Annotated in this window: 24 protein-coding genes; 23 read left to right on the top strand and 1 reads right to left on the bottom strand. The window is 35.4% G+C overall.

Annotation, left to right across the window (positions count from 1 at the left end; genetic code table 11):
* Positions 1 to 13: 13 nt before the first annotated feature.
* The 9 genes from frr (at position 14) to coaE (ending at position 6,230) form a co-directional block, all read left to right on the top strand.
* Entirely contained in the window at positions 14 to 571 is a 558-nt protein-coding gene (gene frr, locus JHK64_RS04510; RefSeq protein WP_199567808.1) for a ribosome recycling factor, read from the top strand.
* 94 nt (positions 572 to 665) lie between these two features.
* Positions 666 to 1,532 (top strand): CvfB family protein, encoded by an 867-nt coding sequence (locus tag JHK64_RS04515; protein WP_199567809.1) that lies wholly within the window; start codon positions 666 to 668, stop codon positions 1,530 to 1,532.
* A 76-nt stretch (positions 1,533 to 1,608) separates the two neighbouring features.
* Positions 1,609 to 1,824, top strand: coding sequence for a YozE family protein (locus tag JHK64_RS04520; protein ID WP_199567810.1), 216 nt, complete (start codon positions 1,609 to 1,611; stop codon positions 1,822 to 1,824).
* Positions 1,825 to 1,939: 115 nt separating this feature from the next.
* The gene (locus JHK64_RS04525) at positions 1,940 to 2,899 is read left to right on the top strand and encodes a PhoH family protein (RefSeq protein WP_199567811.1); all 960 of its coding nucleotides are present in this window, start codon (positions 1,940 to 1,942) and stop codon (positions 2,897 to 2,899) included.
* Positions 2,900 to 3,008: 109 nt separating this feature from the next.
* Complete coding sequence (gene ybeY / locus JHK64_RS04530; RefSeq protein ID WP_199567812.1) at positions 3,009 to 3,503, top strand: rRNA maturation RNase YbeY; 495 nt, start codon at positions 3,009 to 3,011, stop codon at positions 3,501 to 3,503.
* Positions 3,487 to 3,891: a diacylglycerol kinase family protein gene (locus tag JHK64_RS04535; RefSeq protein WP_199567813.1), complete on the top strand. Its 405-nt coding sequence runs from the start codon at positions 3,487 to 3,489 to the stop codon at positions 3,889 to 3,891. Before ybeY ends, JHK64_RS04535 begins: the two co-directional genes overlap by 17 nt.
* A gap of 15 nt (positions 3,892 to 3,906) precedes the next feature.
* On the top strand, positions 3,907 to 4,806 hold the full coding sequence (gene era / locus JHK64_RS04540) for a GTPase Era (protein WP_199567814.1): 900 nt from the start codon (positions 3,907 to 3,909) through the stop codon (positions 4,804 to 4,806).
* A 9-nt stretch (positions 4,807 to 4,815) separates the two neighbouring features.
* Positions 4,816 to 5,637, top strand: coding sequence for a DNA-formamidopyrimidine glycosylase (mutM, locus tag JHK64_RS04545; protein ID WP_199567815.1), 822 nt, complete (start codon positions 4,816 to 4,818; stop codon positions 5,635 to 5,637).
* Positions 5,634 to 6,230 (top strand): dephospho-CoA kinase, encoded by a 597-nt coding sequence (gene coaE / locus JHK64_RS04550; RefSeq protein ID WP_199567816.1) that lies wholly within the window; start codon positions 5,634 to 5,636, stop codon positions 6,228 to 6,230. The genes mutM and coaE overlap by 4 nt, the downstream gene beginning before the upstream one ends.
* Before the next feature lie 71 nt (positions 6,231 to 6,301).
* On the opposite strand, the gene JHK64_RS04555 is transcribed toward coaE, so the two are convergent.
* The gene (locus JHK64_RS04555) at positions 6,302 to 6,502 is read right to left on the bottom strand and encodes a cold-shock protein (RefSeq protein WP_026216741.1); all 201 of its coding nucleotides are present in this window, start codon (positions 6,500 to 6,502) and stop codon (positions 6,302 to 6,304) included.
* A 376-nt stretch (positions 6,503 to 6,878) separates the two neighbouring features.
* Between JHK64_RS04555 and rpmG the strand changes: the two genes are divergently transcribed.
* From rpmG to JHK64_RS04625, 14 genes are all read left to right on the top strand, one after another.
* A complete protein-coding gene (rpmG, locus tag JHK64_RS04560; RefSeq protein WP_199567817.1) occupies positions 6,879 to 7,025 on the top strand; it encodes a 50S ribosomal protein L33 in 147 nt (48 codons plus the stop codon).
* 47 nt (positions 7,026 to 7,072) lie between these two features.
* Complete coding sequence (gene secG, locus JHK64_RS04565) at positions 7,073 to 7,309, top strand: preprotein translocase subunit SecG (protein ID WP_018369796.1); 237 nt, start codon at positions 7,073 to 7,075, stop codon at positions 7,307 to 7,309.
* 48 nt (positions 7,310 to 7,357) lie between these two features.
* Positions 7,358 to 9,724, top strand: a complete 2,367-nt coding sequence (gene rnr / locus JHK64_RS04570; protein WP_199567818.1) for a ribonuclease R — start codon at positions 7,358 to 7,360, stop codon at positions 9,722 to 9,724.
* Positions 9,687 to 10,154, top strand: coding sequence for an SsrA-binding protein SmpB (gene smpB / locus JHK64_RS04575; RefSeq protein ID WP_199567819.1), 468 nt, complete (start codon positions 9,687 to 9,689; stop codon positions 10,152 to 10,154). The genes rnr and smpB overlap by 38 nt, the downstream gene beginning before the upstream one ends.
* 169 nt (positions 10,155 to 10,323) lie before the next feature.
* Positions 10,324 to 10,950: a guanylate kinase gene (gene gmk / locus JHK64_RS04580; protein WP_199567820.1), complete on the top strand. Its 627-nt coding sequence runs from the start codon at positions 10,324 to 10,326 to the stop codon at positions 10,948 to 10,950.
* A gap of 21 nt (positions 10,951 to 10,971) precedes the next feature.
* Positions 10,972 to 11,289 (top strand): DNA-directed RNA polymerase subunit omega, encoded by a 318-nt coding sequence (rpoZ, locus tag JHK64_RS04585; RefSeq protein WP_199567821.1) that lies wholly within the window; start codon positions 10,972 to 10,974, stop codon positions 11,287 to 11,289.
* A gap of 40 nt (positions 11,290 to 11,329) precedes the next feature.
* Positions 11,330 to 13,711, top strand: a complete 2,382-nt coding sequence (locus JHK64_RS04590; RefSeq protein ID WP_199567822.1) for a primosomal protein N' — start codon at positions 11,330 to 11,332, stop codon at positions 13,709 to 13,711.
* Positions 13,712 to 13,759: 48 nt separating this feature from the next.
* Positions 13,760 to 14,695: a methionyl-tRNA formyltransferase gene (gene fmt / locus JHK64_RS04595; RefSeq protein WP_199567823.1), complete on the top strand. Its 936-nt coding sequence runs from the start codon at positions 13,760 to 13,762 to the stop codon at positions 14,693 to 14,695.
* Positions 14,685 to 16,007, top strand: a complete 1,323-nt coding sequence (gene rsmB, locus JHK64_RS04600) for a 16S rRNA (cytosine(967)-C(5))-methyltransferase RsmB (RefSeq protein ID WP_199567824.1) — start codon at positions 14,685 to 14,687, stop codon at positions 16,005 to 16,007. Before fmt ends, rsmB begins: the two co-directional genes overlap by 11 nt.
* A 41-nt stretch (positions 16,008 to 16,048) precedes the next feature.
* Positions 16,049 to 16,786, top strand: a complete 738-nt coding sequence (locus JHK64_RS04605; RefSeq protein WP_199567843.1) for a Stp1/IreP family PP2C-type Ser/Thr phosphatase — start codon at positions 16,049 to 16,051, stop codon at positions 16,784 to 16,786.
* Positions 16,786 to 18,645: a Stk1 family PASTA domain-containing Ser/Thr kinase gene (gene pknB / locus JHK64_RS04610; protein ID WP_199567825.1), complete on the top strand. Its 1,860-nt coding sequence runs from the start codon at positions 16,786 to 16,788 to the stop codon at positions 18,643 to 18,645. The genes JHK64_RS04605 and pknB overlap by 1 nt, the downstream gene beginning before the upstream one ends.
* Positions 18,646 to 18,777: 132 nt before the next feature.
* Positions 18,778 to 19,476: a cell wall-active antibiotics response protein LiaF gene (gene liaF, locus JHK64_RS04615; protein ID WP_199567826.1), complete on the top strand. Its 699-nt coding sequence runs from the start codon at positions 18,778 to 18,780 to the stop codon at positions 19,474 to 19,476.
* Positions 19,473 to 20,480 (top strand): envelope stress sensor histidine kinase LiaS, encoded by a 1,008-nt coding sequence (locus tag JHK64_RS04620; RefSeq protein WP_199567827.1) that lies wholly within the window; start codon positions 19,473 to 19,475, stop codon positions 20,478 to 20,480. The genes liaF and JHK64_RS04620 overlap by 4 nt, the downstream gene beginning before the upstream one ends.
* A complete protein-coding gene (locus JHK64_RS04625; protein WP_199567828.1) occupies positions 20,473 to 21,114 on the top strand; it encodes a response regulator transcription factor in 642 nt (213 codons plus the stop codon). The genes JHK64_RS04620 and JHK64_RS04625 overlap by 8 nt, the downstream gene beginning before the upstream one ends.
* Positions 21,115 to 21,117: the final 3 nt, after the last annotated feature.

The raw sequence follows: 21,117 nt of genomic DNA on the forward strand, positions 1-21,117 counted from the left end.
AAGGAGAAAAATAATGACAAACGCTATTATTACAAAAGCTAACGAAAGATTTGAACAATCATTTCAAGCACTTGGTCGTGAGTATGCTACTATTCGTGCAGGTCGTGCTAATGCTAGTTTACTAGATCGTATTCAAGTAGAATATTATGGTGCCATGACACCACTCAATCAAATGGCTTCTATTACTGTTCCAGAAGCACGTGTATTACTCATCACACCTTTTGACAAATCTATTTTAAAAGAAATTGAACGTAGCATCAATGCCAGCGATATCGGAATTACACCTCAATCAGATGGTAGTGTTGTTCGTCTTGTTATCCCTGCGTTAACAGAAGAAAAACGTAAAGAACTAGCCAAAGAAGTGAAAAAAGTTGGTGAAAATGCCAAAATAGCCATTAGAAATATCCGTCGTGATGCTATGGATGAGGCTAAAAAACAAGAAAAAAATAAAGAAATCACAGAAGATGAGTTGAAAACGCTAGAAAAAGATATTCAAAAAGCAACAGACGATGCCATTAAACATATCGATCAGATGACAGCAGAAAAAGAAAAAGAGTTGCTTGAAGTCTAAGTCAAAGGGATTTGCAAGCAGATCCCTTTTTCCTATCACTTTAGTCAGCCTATTAAAAAAAAGAAATGTGTTGTGATAAACACGAGGTAAAAAAATGAACGAATTACTTGCGACGAGACTGACAGGTCTTGTGACAGATGAAAATGATAATTTTTATTTTATCCAAAAAGAAGGTATCACTTTTGCTCTTTCTAAATCAGAAGGAAAACACCAGCTGGGTGAAATGGTGTCGGGCTTTACCTATACCGACAAACATCAAAAAAATCGCCTAACAACAAAACCTATTGAAGCAACCCGAAACAATTATGGCTGGGGAATTGTCACAGCTGTCAGAAAAGATTTAGGTGTCTTTGTTGATACCGGATTACCAGATAAAGAAGTTGTCATCTCGCTTGATATTTTACCTGAGATAAAGCAATTGTGGCCACAAAAGGGCGATCAATTACTAGTTTCTTTAGATGTTGATAGTAAGGGACGTCTTTGGGCGCAACCAGCGCAACCTGAGGTTTTTCAAAAACTAGCAGGACGTGCTTATGATAACATGCATAATCAACAACTAAGAGCCATTGTTTATCGTTTGAAGTTATCAGGAACCTTTGTTTATCTACCTGATAATAACATGCTTGGTTTTATTCACCCAAGTGAAAGATATAGTGAACCAAGGCTTGGTCAAGAATTAAGTGTCCGTGTCATTGGTTACCGTGAGATAGATCAAACGCTGAATCTTTCTTTAAAACCACGCTCTTTTGAAATGCTCGAAAATGATGCACAGATGATCTTAACCTATCTGGAAAGTAATGGTGGGTTTATGACCTTAAATGATAAATCATCCCCAGAAGACATCAAAACAACCTTTGGTATTTCCAAAGGCCAATTTAAAAAAGCCTTAGGTGGCTTGATGAAAGCTAAAAAGATTACCCAAGATTCAACAGGTGTGACCTTAATTACTCATCAATCCTGATAACCCTAAACAACGATAAACGTTAAGAGATACGATGAGTGAAATACTCAGTGTATTTTCCAGAAAGAGATAACAAATGAGAAAAAGTTTTTATACTTGGCTAATGTCGCAAAGAAATCCTAAAAGTAATGCCCCTTTGGCCATTTTAGCCGATCATGTTTTTGAAGAATCTGATTTTCCCAAGCAAACCAGTGATTTTGATCGCATTAGTCGGTTTTTGGAAGAAGAAGCTAGCTTTAGCTTTCCTTTAAATGAATTTGATTTGATTTGGGAAGAGTACCTTAATCATTAAAAACAAAAATATCTTTTTACTGAGGTGGCATCAACTCAGTTGTCGCATTTATTAGGTATTTTACTGCGTTTATTATATAATGAAAGAAAAGAGTTTAAACTAAAGGAGACACTTTTTGCAAGATTATTCTATTGATATTATTTTAAACCATCCAGATGATTTATTTAGCCTGTTTGGGAGTAATGAACGTCACTTGAAACTCATCGAAAAAGAATTGAGAGTGACTATCCATGCTCGCATTGAAAATATTCAAGTGATTGGCGACAAAGAAAAGGTAGAGTTGGCTCGTCTAACGATTGAAGCTCTGTTAATTCTTGTCGGACGTGGCATGCTAATCAACACACCAGATGTGGTCACGGCTCTATCTATGGCTAAAAATAATGAGATTAATAAATTTGTCGCTTTGTATGAAGAAGAAATCATTAAAGACAATTCCGGAAAGCCCATTCGCGTTAAAACACTAGGTCAAAAAGAATATGTTGACGCCATTAAGTCTCATGATGTTGTTTTTGGCATTGGTCCAGCAGGGACAGGAAAAACATTTCTAGCTGTTACTTTAGCAGTCACCGCATTAAAGCGTGGTCAAATCAAACGTATTATCCTGACACGTCCTGCTGTTGAAGCCGGTGAAAGCCTAGGTTTCTTACCTGGTGACTTAAAAGAAAAGGTTGATCCTTATCTTCGTCCAGTCTATGATGCACTCTACCAGATTTTAGGAAAAGAACATACTAACCGTTTGATGGAGCGTGAAATTATTGAAATCGCCCCTCTAGCTTATATGCGTGGACGGACGTTAGATGATGCCTTTGTCATTCTTGATGAGGCGCAAAACACTACAATCATGCAAATGAAGATGTTTTTAACCCGTCTAGGTTTTAATTCCAAGATGATTGTTAATGGCGATATTAGTCAGATTGATTTGCCCAAAAATGTGACGTCGGGTCTTATTGATGCTAGAGAAAAATTAAGAACCATCAAAGCCATTGATTTTGTTCACCTCTCTGCTAAAGATGTGGTTAGACATCCCGTTGTGGCTGAAATTATCAATGCTTATGAAGATAATGACACAAACTAAAAATAATGTTTAAAAATAAGAGCAGCCGTCGCTGCTTTTTTATATGTTAGAAGCAATAATGCTTGGTCTATGGTATAATGAAGTTATCATAAAGTGAAAGAAGAAGGATATGTATATAGAGATGGTTGATGAGACAAATACAGTCTCTGATGTGATTAAGAAGCAAACACTTGATTTGCTTAATTTGGCAGCCGAAAAAATCAACAAGACAGACAAGGAAATGGCTGTTACTTTTGTGACTAATGAGCGTAGTCATGAGTTAAATCGTTATTATCGAGATACTGATAGACCCACCGATGTCATTAGTCTAGAGTATAAACCAGATGATGACATTTTATTTTCTGAGGATGATTTGGCAGAAAATCCAGATTTGGCTGAGCTGCTTCTTGAAATGAATGCATACATTGGTGAATTATTTATCTCAATAGATAAGGCTAAAGAACAAGCACATGACTACGGGCATAGTTTTGAGAGAGAAATGGGCTTTTTAGTCGTCCATGGTTTTTTACATATTAATGGATATGATCACTATACCCCTGAAGAAGAAAAAGAAATGTTCACGCTACAAGAGGAGATACTGACTGCTTATGGCCTCACCAGATAAAAAAACAAAGAAAAAATGGAAAAATCAAACCCTGATAGCAAGTTTAGAATTTGCCTTGACAGGTATTTTTACGGCCTTCAAAGAAGAACGAAACATGAAAAAGCACATTTTATCTGCTCTTTTAGTTTCACTTGCGGGCATTTTTTTCCAGTTATCAGCTATTGAATGGTTATTGCTACTGTTAAGTATCTTTTTAGTGATTTCTTTTGAGGTCTTAAACTCAGCTATTGAAAATGTGGTCGATTTAGCTAGTGACTATCACTTTTCAATGCTAGCTAAAAATGCTAAGGATATGGCAGCAGGAGCTGTTTTACTGGTCTCTTTTTATGCAGTGATCACAGGTCTCGTTATTTTTGTTCCAAAAATTTGGAACCTTATTTTTGATTAAGTATTGGAGAATGAAATGACATTTAAATCAGGCTTTGTAGCCATTTTAGGACGTCCAAATGTTGGAAAGTCAACTTTTTTAAATTATGTGATGGGTCAAAAAATTGCCATCATGAGCGATAAAGCACAAACCACCCGCAATAAAATTATGGGGATTTACACCACTAAAACAGAGCAAATTGTCTTTATTGACACGCCAGGTATTCATAAACCTAAAACGGCTCTTGGAGATTTTATGGTGGAATCAGCCTACAGCACCTTAAGAGAAGTAGAAACTGTCATTTTTATGGTACCAGCAGATGAAAAGCGTGGTAAAGGTGATGACATGATTATTGAACGCTTAAAAGCCGCCAATATTCCCGTTATTTTAGTCATTAATAAAATTGATAAGGTGCATCCTGATCAATTACTAGAACAAATTGATGATTTTAGAAGTCAGATGGCTTTTAAAGAAATTGTTCCAATATCAGCCACTCAAGGAAACAATGTTGAGCGCTTGATGAGCATCTTAGTTGATAATCTTGAAGAGGGTTTTCAGTATTTCCCAGAAGATATGATTACCGATCATCCGGAACGTTTTTTAGTGTCTGAGATGATTCGTGAGAAGGTTCTTCATTTAACCATGCAAGAAGTACCTCACTCAGTTGCCGTTGTTGTTGAATCGATGAAACGTGATGAAGAAACTGATAAAATCCATATCAGGGCAACAATCATGGTTGAAAGAGATAGTCAAAAAGGCATTATCATCGGTAAAAATGGTAGTATGCTTAAAAAGATTGGTAGTCTCGCTCGCAGAGATATCGAATTAATGCTTGGAGATAAGGTCTTTTTAGAAACCTGGGTTAAGGTTAAGAAAAACTGGCGTGATAAAAAACTTGATTTAGCTGATTTTGGTTATAATAAAAAAGAATACTAAGGAGTTAACATGCCTGAATTACCAGAAGTTGAAACTGTTCGACGTGGTTTAGAAACATTACTTGTAGGAAAGAAGATCAAAAAGGTCTTCTTTTCCTATCCTCAAATGATTAAAACAGATAAAAAACAATTTATGCAGGAAATTACTGATAAAGTGGTTACTGCCGTCAAAAGAAGAGGGAAATATCTTTTGATTGAGCTGACAGACAATGTTATTATTTCTCATCTGCGCATGGAAGGGAAATATTTTAGTTTTGCTAATGAAGTGCCCGAAAACAAGCATTTTCATGCTTTCTTTGAATTATCTGATGGTTCTACCTTGGTCTATCAAGATGTTCGCAAATTTGGCACCATGGAACTTTTCTCTAAAGCAGAACTGGATAACTATTTTAAAACAAAAAAAATAGGCCCAGAGCCTATAGAAAATGATTTTAAGTTAGCTCCCTTTAAAAAAGCCCTATCAAAGTCTAGTCGTCCTATCAAGTCCTATCTCCTTGATCAGACCTTAGTCGTTGGTCTTGGGAACATCTATGTGGACGAGGTCTTGTTTGCCACTAAAATTCATCCTAAAACAGCTAGTTCTCGCTTATCGACAACACAAGTGACACAATTACATCAAGTAATTATCGACTTACTGGCCTTTGCAGTGTCTAAGCGAGGCTCAACGATTAGAACCTATCAAAACACACTTGGTGAGTCAGGAGAAATGCAAGATTTCTTGAAAGTCTATGGTAGACAAGGGCTACCTTGTTTTAACTGTCAAACACCGATTGAAAAAATAAAGTTAGGAGGAAGAGGGACACACTTTTGTCCGTCTTGTCAAGGAAGATGAAAACAAAAATTATTGGTCTAACAGGAGGGATAGCTTCGGGGAAATCGTTTGTTAGTCAGTTGATTAAAGAACAAGGTTTTCTAGTGATTGATGCTGATGAAGTGGTCCACAAACTCCAAAAAAAAGGAGGCAAACTCTATCGTGTTTTAGTAGATTTTTTTGGCGATGACATTCTTCAAACTGATGGGGAACTCAATCGTCCTAAATTATCGGCTCTCTTTTTTTCTAACCATGAAGTGCAACAAAAAGTTTCGCAGCTCCAAGATGATATTATCAGAGAAGCTCTAACTTTTGAAAGAGAATGTGCCAGTCAAACCCATGATATATTTTTCATGGATATCCCCCTCTTGTTTGAAAGGCATTATGAAACTTCAGTTGATGAGGTTTGGCTTGTTTATGTGGATAAACAAACACAACTAAAACGTCTTATGGCACGAAATCATTATAGTGAAGAAGAGGCAATGAAAAGAATAACCTCTCAAGAAAGTCTCGAAACAAAAAAGAAAAAAGCAGATGTTATCATTGATAACAACGGCTCAAAAGAAGTCACAAAACAAAAAGTATTAGCACTTTTAAACCAAACAAGGCATTAAACCACCAAAGAAAAGATTCATCAGTCTTCTTTTAGGGCAATCAAAAAAAGCCACTAATTAGTGGCTTTGTTTTAGTTTGCTGTAATATTTGCTGCTTGAAGTCCGCGAGCGCCTTCTTCAATATCAAATGTCACTTTTTGGCCTTCATCTAATGTTTTGAAACCATCAGATTGGATTGCTGAGAAATGTGCGAAAACGTCGCCATGTTCTTCAGTACTGATAAAGCCAAAGCCTTTTTCAGCATTAAACCATTTTACTGTACCTTGTGTCATAGTATACATACTTCCTCTCTTTAATATTGGTAAATCTTTGAGACAAAATATGATAAAACACAAATGTTACTCTTAATCAATCTACTAGAGTCAGTATAACATCATTTCATACCTTTGTCCACCCATATAGCAAAACTAATTGACAATTCTTTTTAAATATTGTTTTTGAAGATTAAAAATGGGTAAGAAATAATCTTTTAAAAAATATTAAATGATTTAGTTCTTTTGATGTGACTTGTCAAGTTTATTTCCTAAAGTGATGGTTTGTGTGATATAATATCTCTAGTATTTTAGATGAAGTCATCATCATGATAAACATTAAAAGAAATCTTATGATTGTTATAACTGAAATATTGAAAGAAGGGTAGGTGATGGTGTGCGCATTAAAATTAATTTAACTTGTACAGAATGTGGTAGTAAAAATTACATCACCAGCAAAAATAAAACCAATCATCCCGAAAAAATTAAGGTTTTAAAGTATTGCCCCAAGGAAAGAAAAGTGACCTTACATCTTGAATCTTAATAAAAATTATGATAGAATGACCAAGATGACAGTAGAGGAGATGACTCATGTATAGCTTATTACTAAACATATTATTGATATTATCTGGTATTATTATTGTTGCTATTTTTATGCAACCACAAAAAAATCCAAGTAGCAACGTATTTGACAATAGTGCTTCACAAGCCCTGTTTGAACGAACAAAGGCGCGTGGTTTTGAAGCATTCATGCAACGCTTTACCGGAATTTTAGTTTTTGTCTGGCTCTTAGTTGCACTTGCTTTAGCTATTTTATCAAGTAAATAAAAGGTGAGCTTGACATTGTCTAGCTCATTTTTTTAATGAAAGGAACAAATGAAAGATTTATTATTGAACTACTTAAAAGAACACGGACCATCTAGTGTTGACACTATCGCTAAGGCCTTAGAGGTTGCCACTTCAACTGGTTTTCGTGATCTTATTAAGATAATTGCCCAATTAGATAACAAGGGAGTTCTATGGTTTAATGACCAAGGAGATATCTCTTTAAAAGAGGCGAAAAAAAAGAAAGAAGCAGTCTTGATAGAAGGGATTTTTAGAGCTAACCGAGCTGGTTTTGGCTTTATCTCAATTGATGGTGAAGAAGCTGATCTATTCGTCAGTAGACAAGATACCGCGAATGCCATAGATGGTGATAGGGTGAAAGTCAGTATCAAAAAAGTGGCAAATCGCTTGAGTGATTCTTCAGCAGAAGCCGAGATTGTTGAAATTGTTGAGAGAAGTATTAAAACAGTTGTTGGGTCCTTTGTCCCAAGCACAGAAAAAAATGGTTTTATCGGTTATATTAAGAGTAAAAATCAAAAGATTAGTCAAAAAATCTATCTCAAAAAAACACCGCTTGTTTTAGATGGGACAGAAGTCCTAAAAGTAACTATTAGCAGTTATCCGACTAAAGAAGCTGATTATTTTATAGCTGACATTACAGATATTATTGGTCACAAAGGTGAGGTAGGTATTGATGTCTTGGAAGTGTTAGAGTCGATGGACATCGTCTCACAATTTCCAGAAGAGGTCATTAATCAAGCAAATAGTATTTCAGAAAAACCCGACAAAAAAGATTATCTTGGTCGTATTGATTTAAGAGATGAGATTACTTTTACTATTGATGGTGCAGATGCCAAGGACTTGGACGATGCCATTCATATTAAAGCACTTGATAACGGCAATTTCGAGTTGGGAGTACATATCGCAGATGTTTCTTATTATGTCACAGAAAATTCACCACTTGACAAGGAAGCCTTATCAAGAGGAACAAGTGTTTATGTGACAGACCGTGTGGTACCTATGCTACCAGAACACTTGTCAAATGGTATTTGTTCTCTTAATCCAAACGTTGATCGCCTAACACTTTCAGCCATCATGGAAATTAATCCAAAAGGGAAAGTTGTCCACTATCAAATTGCACCATCAGTGATTAACACTACTTTTAGGATGACTTATAGTGATGTTAACCAGATGATTGCTGGTGATGAAGAATTGTTACAGACCTACTCAGCTATTAAAGACAGTGTTGAACAGATGGTTATTCTTCATGATCGTCTTGAAAAAATGCGTGAAAAAAGAGGTAGTCTTAACTTTGATACAACAGAAGCCAAGATTATCGTGAATGATAAAGGGTTTCCTATTGATATAGCTGTTCGCGATAGAGGTCTATCTGAGAGGATGATTGAATCCTTTATGTTGGCTGCCAATGAATGTGTTGCTGAACATTTTGCTAAATTAGAATTACCATTTATCTATCGTATTCACGAAGAACCAAAAGCAGAAAAAGTACAAAAATTTATTGACTATGCTAGTGTTTTTGGTGTGAAAATTCAAGGAACAGCCAATAAAATCACACAAACTGCTCTTCAGGAGTTCATGAAAAATATTAAAGGGCAACCAGGTAGTGAAGTACTTTCTATGATGTTACTACGTTCCATGCAACAAGCCAGATATTCTGAGCACAATCATGGACATTATGGCTTGGCTGCAGAGTATTATACGCATTTCACAAGTCCCATCAGACGTTACCCAGATTTACTGGTTCACCGTTTGATTAGAGAATATGAAACAGTTTCTCATGAAAAAATAGACCACTTTAACCATCTGATTCCAGAGATTGCTAGCCAATCGTCACAATTAGAAAGACGTGCCGTTGATGCTGAAAGAACAGTTGAGTCAATGAAAAAAGCAGAATACATGTCTGCCTATGTTGGTGAAGAATTTGATGGTATTATCGGTAGTATTGTTAAGTTTGGGATGTTTGTTGAATTACCAAATACTATTGAAGGCTTAATCCATGTCACTAATCTCCCTGAGTACTATCATTACAATGAACGTGGCATGTTATTGCAAGGAGAAAAATCAGGCAAGGTTTTTAGGGTTGGACAGCCCATTAGAGTCAAACTGGTTAATGCCGATAAAGAAACAGGCGATATTGATTTTGAGTATCTTCCTAGTGATTTTGATGTTGTTGAAAAACGCATGAAAGTAGAAAAAAATCATCGTCGTCGTTCAAAAACAAAAGAAAAGAAACCTTTAACCAAACACGGTGAGAAAAAAGCTAATAAACAATCACTTGATAAAAAAATCGCTAAAGCGATTCCCAAGAAAAAAGGCGAGAAAATAAAATATAAGGAAGTGATTAAAAAAGGAGGAGGCCATGGTAAAAGAAGAGGGAAAACTCGTCGCTCAAAATAAGAAAGCGAGACACGATTACCATATTATTGACACCTACGAAACAGGAATTGTTCTAACAGGAACAGAAATTAAAAGTGTCAGAGCTGCTAGAATCACCTTAAAAGATGGTTTTGCCCAAATTAAAAATGGTGAAGTTTGGCTAAATAATGTACATATCACCCCATATGAACAAGGGAACATCTGGAACCAAGACCCTGATAGAACCCGTAAATTACTGCTAAAACGTCGAGAAATTGAAAAAATTGAAAAAGAATTAAAAGGGACTGGGATGACCTTGGTTCCTTTGAAAGTCTACCTTAAAAATGGTTTTGCCAAGGTTTTGATTGGTTTAGCAAAAGGTAAGCATGACTATGATAAACGTGAATCTATCAAGCGTCGTGAGCAAGAAAGAGACATTAAACGTCAGATGAAACAATTTAACAAACGCTAAGGTAAAAACGATTGTTATTGTTCTAATGTTTGAATTGTAAATAAGTATTTAAAATAAAAAGATAAATAAGTGATAGAGTAGACATTGCCAGCTAGTCCTTGTGAAATAAACTTGAAAAAATGATCGATTTTTGATAGACTAAAGAGAACAAAATGATAAGGAGAATAGAATGTCTGAACGTGGTTTATTAATCATCTTTTCTGGACCATCAGGTGTTGGAAAAGGCACAGTTAGACAAGAAATTTTTTCGACACCCAATCACAAATTTGAATATTCCGTTTCAATGACAACTAGACCACAACGACCTGGTGAAGTAGATGGTGTGGATTATTTCTTTAGGACGCGTGAAGAGTTTGAGGACCTTATTAAAAAAGGGTTGATGCTAGAGTATGCAGAATACGTTGGCAATTACTATGGAACCCCACTCACTTATGTTAACGAAACGCTTGATAAAGGCATTGATGTCTTTCTTGAAATTGAAGTTCAAGGTGCCCTTCAAGTTAAAAAGAAAGTACCAGATGGTGTTTTTATCTTCTTGACACCACCTGACTTAGAAGAGTTAGAAGGACGTTTAATTGGTCGTGGAACTGATAGTGAAGAAATGATTGCTAAAAGAATTGAGCGTGCCAAAGAAGAGATTGCTCTTATGCGTGAGTACGACTATGCCGTTGTTAATGACGAAGTAGCTTTAGCAGCTGAACGTGTGAAACGAATTATTGAAGTTGAACATTTTAGAGTTGAGCGAGTGATTGGTCATTACAATGCCATGATTCCCAAAGAATTACCTGTTAGATAATATAGAAAAGAGATCAAACTTATGATGTTAAAACCTTCCATTGATACTTTATTAGATAAAGTACCATCTAAATATTCACTTTGTGTGCTTCAAGCTAAAAGAGCTCATGAGTTAGAGATGGGAGCATCTCCAACACAAGACTTTAAATCAGTGAAGTCAACCTTACGTGCTTTAGAAGAAATTGAGTCAGGAAATGTTGTGATTCATCCAGATCCCGTTGCAAAACGTGCAGCAGTACGAGCTAAGATTGAAGCAGAACGACTTGCTAAAGAAGCTGAAGAACGTAAGATAAAAGAACAAATTGCAAAAGAAAAAGAAGAAGAAGGTGAAAAAATCTAAGATTGCTATCAATCTTAGATTTTTCGTATGGAGGTAGCTAATGAAAAAAACAGCTCAAGTCATTGTTGATATTCCTTCAATGCAAACAGATAAACCTTTTTCATACAGTATTCCAGATCACTTGCTTGATCTTGTTGCCGTTGGTTCAAGAGTTCATGTCCCTTTTGGTCGAGCAAATCGATTACTACAAGGCTTTGTCCTTGATATTACTCTTTCTGAGTCTGACGAGTTAAAAGAAGTTGTTAGTGTATTAGATTTTATGCCAGTTCTTAATAAAGAACAACTGTTTTTGGCAACTGAAATGAGAAAAACAGTCTTTTCTTATAAAGTATCAATCCTAAAAGCAATGATTCCTAACCTCCTTAATTCTAATTATGATAAACGGTTGACACCTAGAGAGAGTCTTAGCCAAGAAGATGCCAAACTCATTTTCAAAGAGAAAGAAGATGTTTTGTTTTCATCTCTTTCAGAAGAAGTACAAAAAAGAAGTCTTAAGCTAATTGCTTCAGGGCAAATTTCAGTAACCTATGAAGCCAAAGATAAAAAAACGATAAAAGTTGAAAAGTATTATGACATTTCAAAAGCACTATCACAAGTAGAGATTTCTAATCGTGCAAAGAAACGTCTTGCATTGAAAGAATATCTACTGACCCAAAAAGAAAAAGGGAAATTATCAGACCTTTATCAACAATTTTCAAGAAATGTTGTCAACTATTTTATTGATCATCAGCTTATCACAATTTCTGAAATTGAAATTAATCGTAATCAAAATTACTTTGATGCCATTTCTAAAACAGATTTTTTACAACTCAATAAGCAACAAAAAGAGATTGTTGATGAGATTGTTGCTCATGTTGGAAAACCTAATAAACCTTATCTTTTAGAGGGTATTACAGGTAGTGGAAAAACAGAAGTCTACCTTCATGTGATTGATCAGGTTTTAAAAATGGGAAAAACAGCTATTGTTTTAGTCCCTGAAATCTCTTTAACGCCACAAATGACTAGTCGCTTTATTTCACGTTTTGGTCATCAAGTGGCGATTATGCACTCTGGCTTGTCTGAAGGTGAAAAATTTGATGAATGGCGAAAGATTAAAAACAAAGAAGCCAAGGTCGTCGTTGGTGCTAGGTCAGCCATTTTTGCTCCACTAGATAATATTGGAGCCATTATTATTGATGAGGAGCATGAATCTTCCTATAAACAAGATTCTAATCCAAGATATCACGCGCGTGATGTTGCTCTCATAAGAGCCAAATATCACCAAGCAGTTTTGGTAATGGGAAGTGCAACACCAAGTATAGAAAGTCGCGCACGTGCTAGTAAAGAGGTTTATCATTTTCTTCAGTTGACAAAAAGAGCAACGCCAAATGCAACCATTCCTAAAGTGACAGTGGTTGACTTTAGGGATTATGTTGGTCAACAAGAATTGAGTAACTATACTCCATTATTACTTGAAAAGATAGCTGATCGTCTCAATAAAAAAGAGCAAAGTATTTTAATGCTAAATAGACGAGGGTATTCTAGTTTTATCATGTGTCGGGAGTGTGCTTATGTTGATGAATGTCCAAATTGCGACATTTCATTAACGCTTCACATGTCGACAAAAACAATGAATTGCCACTACTGTGGTTTTTCAAAGGCGATTCCAAGAACCTGTCCAAACTGTGGTAGTTCAAGTATTAGATATTATGGAACAGGGACTCAAAAAGCTTATGATGAATTACAACAAGCCTTTCCAACTGCTAAAATTTTAAGGATGGATGTCGATACAACAAGAAAAAAAGGAGCACATGAATCTCTTTTAGCACAGTTTGAAAAACAAGAAGCCGATATTCTCTTAGGAACTCAAATGATTGCTAAGGGCCTTGATTTTCCTAACGTCACTCTTGTTGGTGTTTTAAATGCTGATACCTCACTTAATCTCCCAGATTTTCGTGCCTCTGAAAAAACATTTCAGCTCTTAACCCAAGTTGCTGGTCGAGCAGGTCGTTCTGATAAATCTGGGGAAGTGATTATCCAAACCTACAATCCTAATCATTATGCTATTCAATTAGCTCAACAACAAGATTATGAAAGTTTTTATCGCTATGAAATGACACTAAGACACCAACTCGGGTACCCACCTTATTATTTTACGATTGGTTTAACCTTGTCACATCGTAGTGAAGAAGAAGCCATTAAAAAATCATATCAGGTCTTGGATATCCTGAAAAATCAACTCAGCGATCAAGTGACCATTCTTGGTCCAACACCAAAACCTGTTGCAAGAACCAATAATTATTATCACTACCAGTTAATAGTCAAGTATCGTTTTGAAGAGCATTTAGAAAAAGCAATGAATCGTATTTTAGAATTGACGCAAGACAAAGAAAATAAACACTTGCGTTTAGCTATTGATTACGAACCTCAAAACTTTATGTAGCTTGTCAGTCTTATGCTATAATAGTTTGGATAAGGAAAGGGAAGTATAATGACAAAACTAATTTTTATGGGGACTCCTGATTTTTCAGCGACTGTTTTAGAAGGGCTACTAACCCAGCCACAGTATGATATTCTTGCAGTGGTCACTCAGCCTGATAGGGCCGTTGGACGCAAAAAAGAAATCAAAATGACGCCAGTAAAAAATCTTGCTTTACTGCATGGCATTCCTGTTTATCAGCCAGAAAGACTATCCAACAGCCAAGAACTTGATCAACTAATGACCTTGGGAGCTGATGGGATTGTTACAGCTGCTTTTGGTCAATTTTTACCAGAAAAACTCCTAAAATCAGTAGACTTTGCGATTAATGTTCATGCTTCTCTTCTACCCAAATACCGAGGAGGGGCTCCGATTCATTACGCTCTGATGAATGATGAAAAAGAAACTGGAGTGACCATCATGGAAATGGTCAAACAAATGGATGCAGGTGCGATGATTGCAAAGGCCAAACTAGCTATCACAGATGAGGATAATGTTGGCACCTTATTTGACAAATTAGCCATTATCGGTAGAGATTTGCTGTTAGAGAGTTTACCAGCTTATATTAAAGGAGAATTAAAACCAATCGCTCAAGAAGAAGATAAGGCGACATTTTCACCCAATATTACCCCAGAAGAAGAACAAATAGACTGGCAGAAACCTGCAAGAACCATTTTTAATCAAATTAGAGGGATGTACCCGTGGCCTGTGGCCTACACCTTTTTAAATGCCAAACGCTTTAAAATTTATGAAGCCAGTGAAGTTTCAGGTGAGGGTCATCCAGGAACAATCATTAAGAAAACAAAAAAAGAACTGATTGTTGCTGCTGGCAAAGGGGCCATTTCATTAAAGAGTGTGCAACTAGCAGGAAAACCAAGAATGTCTGTTAGTGATTTTCTAAATGGAGTTGGAAGAACGATTGAAGTAGGTGATGTTTTTGGTGAGTAAATGGAAAAAAATGCCTAGAGGTAAAGCACTAGAAATGTTAACTGCTATCTTTGAAGAAGGTGCTTATTCTAATATTCTCCTAAATCAAAACTTAGAGAAAAGTCAATTAGGAGATAAAGATAAGGCGCTTATCACCGAACTAGTTTATGGAACCGTCTCTCGAAAAATCACTTTAGAATGGTATCTTTCTCATTTTATTGAAGACCGTGATAAATTAGAGCCTTGGCTCTATCATCTTTTGATGATGAGTCTTTATCAAATCATCTATCTCGATAAAATACCAGATCATGCTATTGTCAACGATGCTGTTGTTATCGCTAAAGATAGAGGTAAAAATAGAGGCAAAGAGAAGTTGGTTAATGCTGTTCTTCGTCAATTTTTAAGAACAAAAAGACCAGATTTTCAAGCCATAAAACGTATCAACAAACGTTATTCCATCCAATATTCTGTACCTGTCTGGTTGGTGAAAAAAATGATTGCCCAATATGGCGAAAAAAAAGCAGTTGCCATTTTTGAAAGTCTTTTTGTACGCAATAAAACCAGTTTTCGTGTCACAAATCCAGAAAAAATAACAGAAATAGCTGACTTTTTAGAAGCCAGTTCATCACTTTTATCGCCGGTTGGTTTAGTGAAATCGTCAGGAAATGTAACAAGAACAGATTATTTTAGAAATGGTGAGATAACCATTCAAGACGAATCTAGTCAACTTGTTGCTCCTACTCTAGAAATAAAAGGTGATGAAACTATTCTTGACGCCTGTAGTGCTCCTGGTGGAAAAACAGTTCATATGGCTACTTATTTAACCAGTGGTCAGATTACTGCCCTAGATATTTATGACCATAAACTGGAATTAGTAAGAGAAAATGCTATTCGCATGAACGTTTCTGACAAGATTAACACTCAGCAATTAGACGCAACAACTGTGCATAAACATTTTCCAAAAGATAGCTTTGACAAAATTTTAGTTGATGCTCCCTGTTCAGGAATAGGACTTATTCGTCGTAAACCAGAGATTAAATATCAAAAAAAAGAACAAGATTTAGTCGATTTACAAAAGATTCAGTTACAAATCCTAGCTAGTGTTTGTCAAACACTACGAAAAGGTGGTATAATAACCTATAGTACTTGTACACTATTTGAAGAAGAAAATAATCAGGTGATTTCTCAATTTTTAGAAACACACCCTAATTTTAAACAAGTCGCATTAACACATCCTCTTAAGGATATTACTAAAAATGGCTTTATAAGTATCACCCCGGAACAATACCATACAGATGGTTTCTTTATCGGGCAAATAAAACGTATTTCATAGTTTGAAAGGAGACTGACAAAGTCAGAAAAAGTATGAATCATATGAAAATTTCATTGTTAACAGATATTGGGCAGAAGCGCTCAAATAATCAAGATTATATCAATAAATTTGATAATAAAAGTGGGATTACTCTCATTATTTTAGCCGATGGGATGGGAGGTCATAGAGCTGGAAATATTGCCAGTGAAATGACTGTCACTGATTTAGGTCGTGAGTGGGTTAATACTGATTTTACTGAACTTAATCAGATAAAAGATTGGCTCATTTCCATTATTGAAATTGAAAACAAAAAAATCCATGATTTAGGTAGATCAGAAGATTATAAAGGGATGGGAACAACTATTGAGGCAGTGGCTATCGTTGATAAAAACGCCTTGTTTGCCCATGTCGGTGATTCAAGAATCGGTCTTGTTAGAAATGGAGAGTATATTCAGCTAACAAGCGATCATTCTTTGGTGAATGAACTCGTTAAAGCTGGTCAGCTAACTGAGGAAGAAGCTTCTATTCACCCACAAAAAAATATTATCACCCAATCAATTGGTCAAGCAGCACCTGTTGAGCCAGATTTAGGTGTTCAAATTCTTGAAGAAAATGACTATCTCTTGATAAATAGTGATGGTCTGACCAATATGTTGCCAAATGAAAAAATTGTGTCAGTATTGGCTGAGGATTTGAGCCTAGATGAAAAAACAGAAAAATTAGTTGAGATGGCTAATGAGGCGGGTGGTCTAGATAACATCACCATAGCTCTCGTTAAGATTGAAAGAGAGGAAACCTAATGATCCAGATAGGAAAATTATTTGCTGGGCGATATAGAATCCTCAAATCAATTGGTCGTGGGGGGATGGCTGATGTTTATTTAGCAAATGATTTGATTTTGGATAATGAAGAAGTAGCCATCAAGGTGCTTCGAACCAACTATCAAACAGATCATGTAGCGGTAGCTCGCTTCCAACGTGAAGCAAAAGCTATGGCTGAACTGAATCACCCCAATATTGTTGCGATAAGAGATATTGGAGAAGAAGAAGGTCAACAATTCCTCGTGATGGAGTATGTTGACGGCCCAGATTTAAAAAAATTCATCAAAGAACATGCGCCACTATCCAACCAAAAAGTGGTATCAATTATGACGCAAGTCCTATCAGCAATGACACTTGCTCACCAAAAAGGTATTATTCACCGTGATTTAAAACCACAAAATATCTTGCTCACGGCAGATGGAATGGCTAAGGTAACCGATTTTGGTATTGCAGTTGCTTTTGCTGAGACTAGTCTAACACAAACCAATTCTATGTTGGGTAGTGTGCATTACCTGTCTCCAGAACAAGCAAGAGGTTCTAAAGCCACCGTTCAAAGTGATATTTATGCTATGGGAATTATGCTCTTTGAGATGCTGACAGGTCACATTCCCTATGATGGTGATAGTGCTGTCACGATAGCTTTGCAACATTTCCAAAATCCTCTACCATCTATCATGGCAGAGAATTTAAATGTGCCACAATCTCTTGAAAATGTTGTTATTAAAGCAACAGCAAAAAAACTTGAAAATCGTTATTCTTCAACGGTCGAAATGAGTAGTGATTTAACAGCTGCTCTAGATCCTAAAAGAATTAAAGAGAAAAAAGTTATTTTTGAGCAACAGACAGATACCAAAGTTTTACCAAAATTCACTTCTAGTACAGCAACAATTCCTGCAAACCAGTTGTTAAAAGCGCAGACAGAAACACAAGAATTAAAAGAAGTGGTTAAGGAGAAAAAAATTAAGAAAAATCCATTTTTGTCAACTGCATTAAAGTTGTTCTTTGGATTAGTAATCTTAGTTATTGTTGGTTTTGCCTACCTTGTTTTAACACAACCTGGTACAGAAAAAATTCCTGATGTTGAGAATAAAACTTTGGCAGTTGCCCAGGACATGATTAGAGACGCTGGTTTTTCTGTTGGCGAAGTGATTGAAGTTGAAAGTGAAACAGTAGAAGAAGGTCATGTTGTAAGAACCAATCCATCAGCTGGTGTTAGTAGACGTAAAGGGTCTGATGTTGATATCTATATCTCAATTGGTAATACAACATTTATTATGGAAAATTACGTGGGTCAACCCTATCAAATTATTGTTGATTCACTGGTTCAGAACTTTGGTGTTCCACGAGATAATATCATGATTAAAGAGGTTCCGACAACAGAATTTGCCAAAGATACTATTGTTGCACAAACACCTACCCCAGGAAAAACTTATAACCCGAAGGGCTCGTCTAAAATCACCTTAGAAGTAGCTGTTAATGATTCTATTATCATGCCAAATATTACAGGTGATACTTATGGAAATGCCCTTAATATCTTGAAAGATCTTGGTGTTTCAACATCTCGCATTAAGACCTTTGTGGCAAGTAATGCAGGCTACGTTGAAGTGAAATCTCCACCAACATCTAGTTTGATTGTTGCTCAAGAACCATACTATGGGGCAGAGATTATTCTCTCTGCAAAAGATGATATTATCATCTATCTTCAACCAACAAATGATGAAGAAACAAGTAAAGAAAAAACGGAGAATAAAACAACTGAAACACCAACAACAGAAAGTCAAAGAACAACGACAACTACAGAAGAAACAACACCTTCTCAAGAAGAAGCAACCCCATAATATTATCTTTAGGTTGGTGCCCCCTTGTTAGGGGGCATCACCTAAAGATATTTTTTTGATGGGTAGAAGATGAATTTTTCTTATTTTTTTGTTAAAATGACAAAAATAGACCACTATGATATGAGGAGTCCTATGAGAAAGTTTCAATTTTTTTTAATTATTGAAAGTGTTTTAATTGCTTTAGCTTTTATGACAATCCTTTCAAATGATTTAACAGGCTTTGTATTGATTGTTGTCTTGACCTTACTAGCTTTGAGATTTTATAATCGTGATAATCGTAGTAATTTTTTCTTAACAACCAGTCTTTTGTTATTCTTTTTAATTTTGATGTTGAATCCTTATGTGATTACTGCCATTATTTTAGCCATCTTATATATGATTATTAATCATTTCTCACAAGTTAAACGAAAAAATCGTTATGCATTGATTAAATTTCAAGAACGTCGTTTATCTAGTAAACCAATGGCTAATCAATGGATAGGTAATAATAATCATCTCAATTCTTCCGTTTATGCTTTTGATGATATTAATATTATTCGTTTAAGTGGTACAGACACTATTGATTTGAGTCAAGTCATTATGACAGGACATGATAATATCATTCTCATCCGCAAAATTTACGGACCAACTATTATCAAAGTTCCTATTGACGTTGGGATTAAATTAGACATTAGTAGTGTCTACGGCAGTGTTCAGTTTCTTGATTTTCCTGAGTATGATTTACGAAATGAGACGATAAAATTCCAAGAAAAAGATTATGAAGACTCTGTTAAGACTGTTAAAATTGTGATTAGTGTTATCGCTGGAAATGTTGAGGTGAGACGTATATGAAAAAACATACTGTCCTTCTCTTGTTTCTCTATGCTGTTATTGCAATTTTATCAATTATCTACATTATTATTGATAGTTTAGGCCTTGATATTGAACTTCTTGTGAGTAATCAATCTATCCTTATTAAGTTTATTTTTTCAACATTTTCTGTTATCATTTCTTTAACCTTCTTTTTACTGATTGTTTGGTTTATAATGGATGAATACAGTAAAAGACAATTGAATAATAACTTGAGACGCATTATTAATAATAAACCAATTGGTAAACAAAGTAGTAGTGAGTTGGGAAATAACATTAGTCATTTATCTCATAAAATGAAGCATCTCGTTGCTAATTTACAAAGAACTGAAAATGCTTACATTCAAAACAGTGAAGAAATTGTTAAAAAAGAAAGACATCGTATTGCAAGAGATCTTCACGATACGGTCAGTCAAGAGTTGTTTGCTTCAGCATTGATTTTATCAGGTGTTTCTCAAAATATCGATCAGCTAGATAAGGAAAATCTTAAAAATCAGTTATTAACCGTAGAAAGCATTTTAACAGATGCTCAAAATGATTTGCGTGTGATGTTGTTACACCTAAGACCAACGGAGTTGGAGGATAAAACACTTTCTGAAGGATTTGCCATGATTTTACAAGAATTAACGGATAAAAGTGGCATAAAAGTGGTCTATAAGGAAAACATTAAACAATTACCTAAAGCCATAGAAGACAATCTCTTTAGGATAGCACAAGAATTTATCAGTAATACCTTAAAACACGCTAAAGCCAGTCAACTAGAAGTCTATCTCAATCAAAAAGAGTCTGAAGTTCAATTGAAAATGGTTGATAATGGCCAAGGTTTTGATGTTGATCAAGCAAGAAGTCTTAGTTATGGTCTTAAAAACATCGAAGAACGCGTTGATGATTTAGCAGGAACACTTGATATTAAAAGTGCTAAAGGAAGAGGAGTATCAATGGATATTCGTATGCCACTGATGCAAGAAGGAGAACAAGATGAGTAAGATAAAAGTCATTTTAGTTGATGATCATGAAATGGTAAGACTGGGTTTGAGTAGTTTTTTAAATATGCAACCAGACATAGAAGTTGTTGCAGAAGCAAAAAACGGTCTTGAAGGTGTTCATTTAGCCATAGAAAAAAAGCCAGACGTTATTGTTATGGATTTGGTTATGCCTGAGATGGATGGTGTCAAAGCGACACTAGAAATTTTAAAAGAGTGGAAAGAAGCTAAAATCTTAGTGCTTACTAGCTATCTTGACAATGAAAAGATTTATCCAGTAATAGAAGCTGGTGCTAGAGGCTATATGTTGAAGACATCAAGTGCTGTTGAAATATTACATGCTATTAAAAAAGTTTATAATGGTGAGCTAGCTATTGAGACAGAGGTTGATAAAAAATTCAAACATCATAAAGAACATCCAGAACTTCACGATGACTTAACAGCTAGAGAAAGAGATATTTTGAGTCTTTTAGTGAAAGGCTATGATAATCAAACAATTGCTGATGAACTCTTTATCTCCCTAAAAACAGTAAAGACACATGTCTCAAATATTCTCTCAAAATTAAATGTTGATGACCGTACTCAAGCTGTTGTTTATGCCTTTCAACATCACTTAGTACCTGAGGATGATCAATAATTA

It is taken from the genome of Streptococcus zalophi (assembly GCF_016481285.1).
GTDB lineage: Bacteria > Bacillota > Bacilli > Lactobacillales > Streptococcaceae > Streptococcus > Streptococcus zalophi.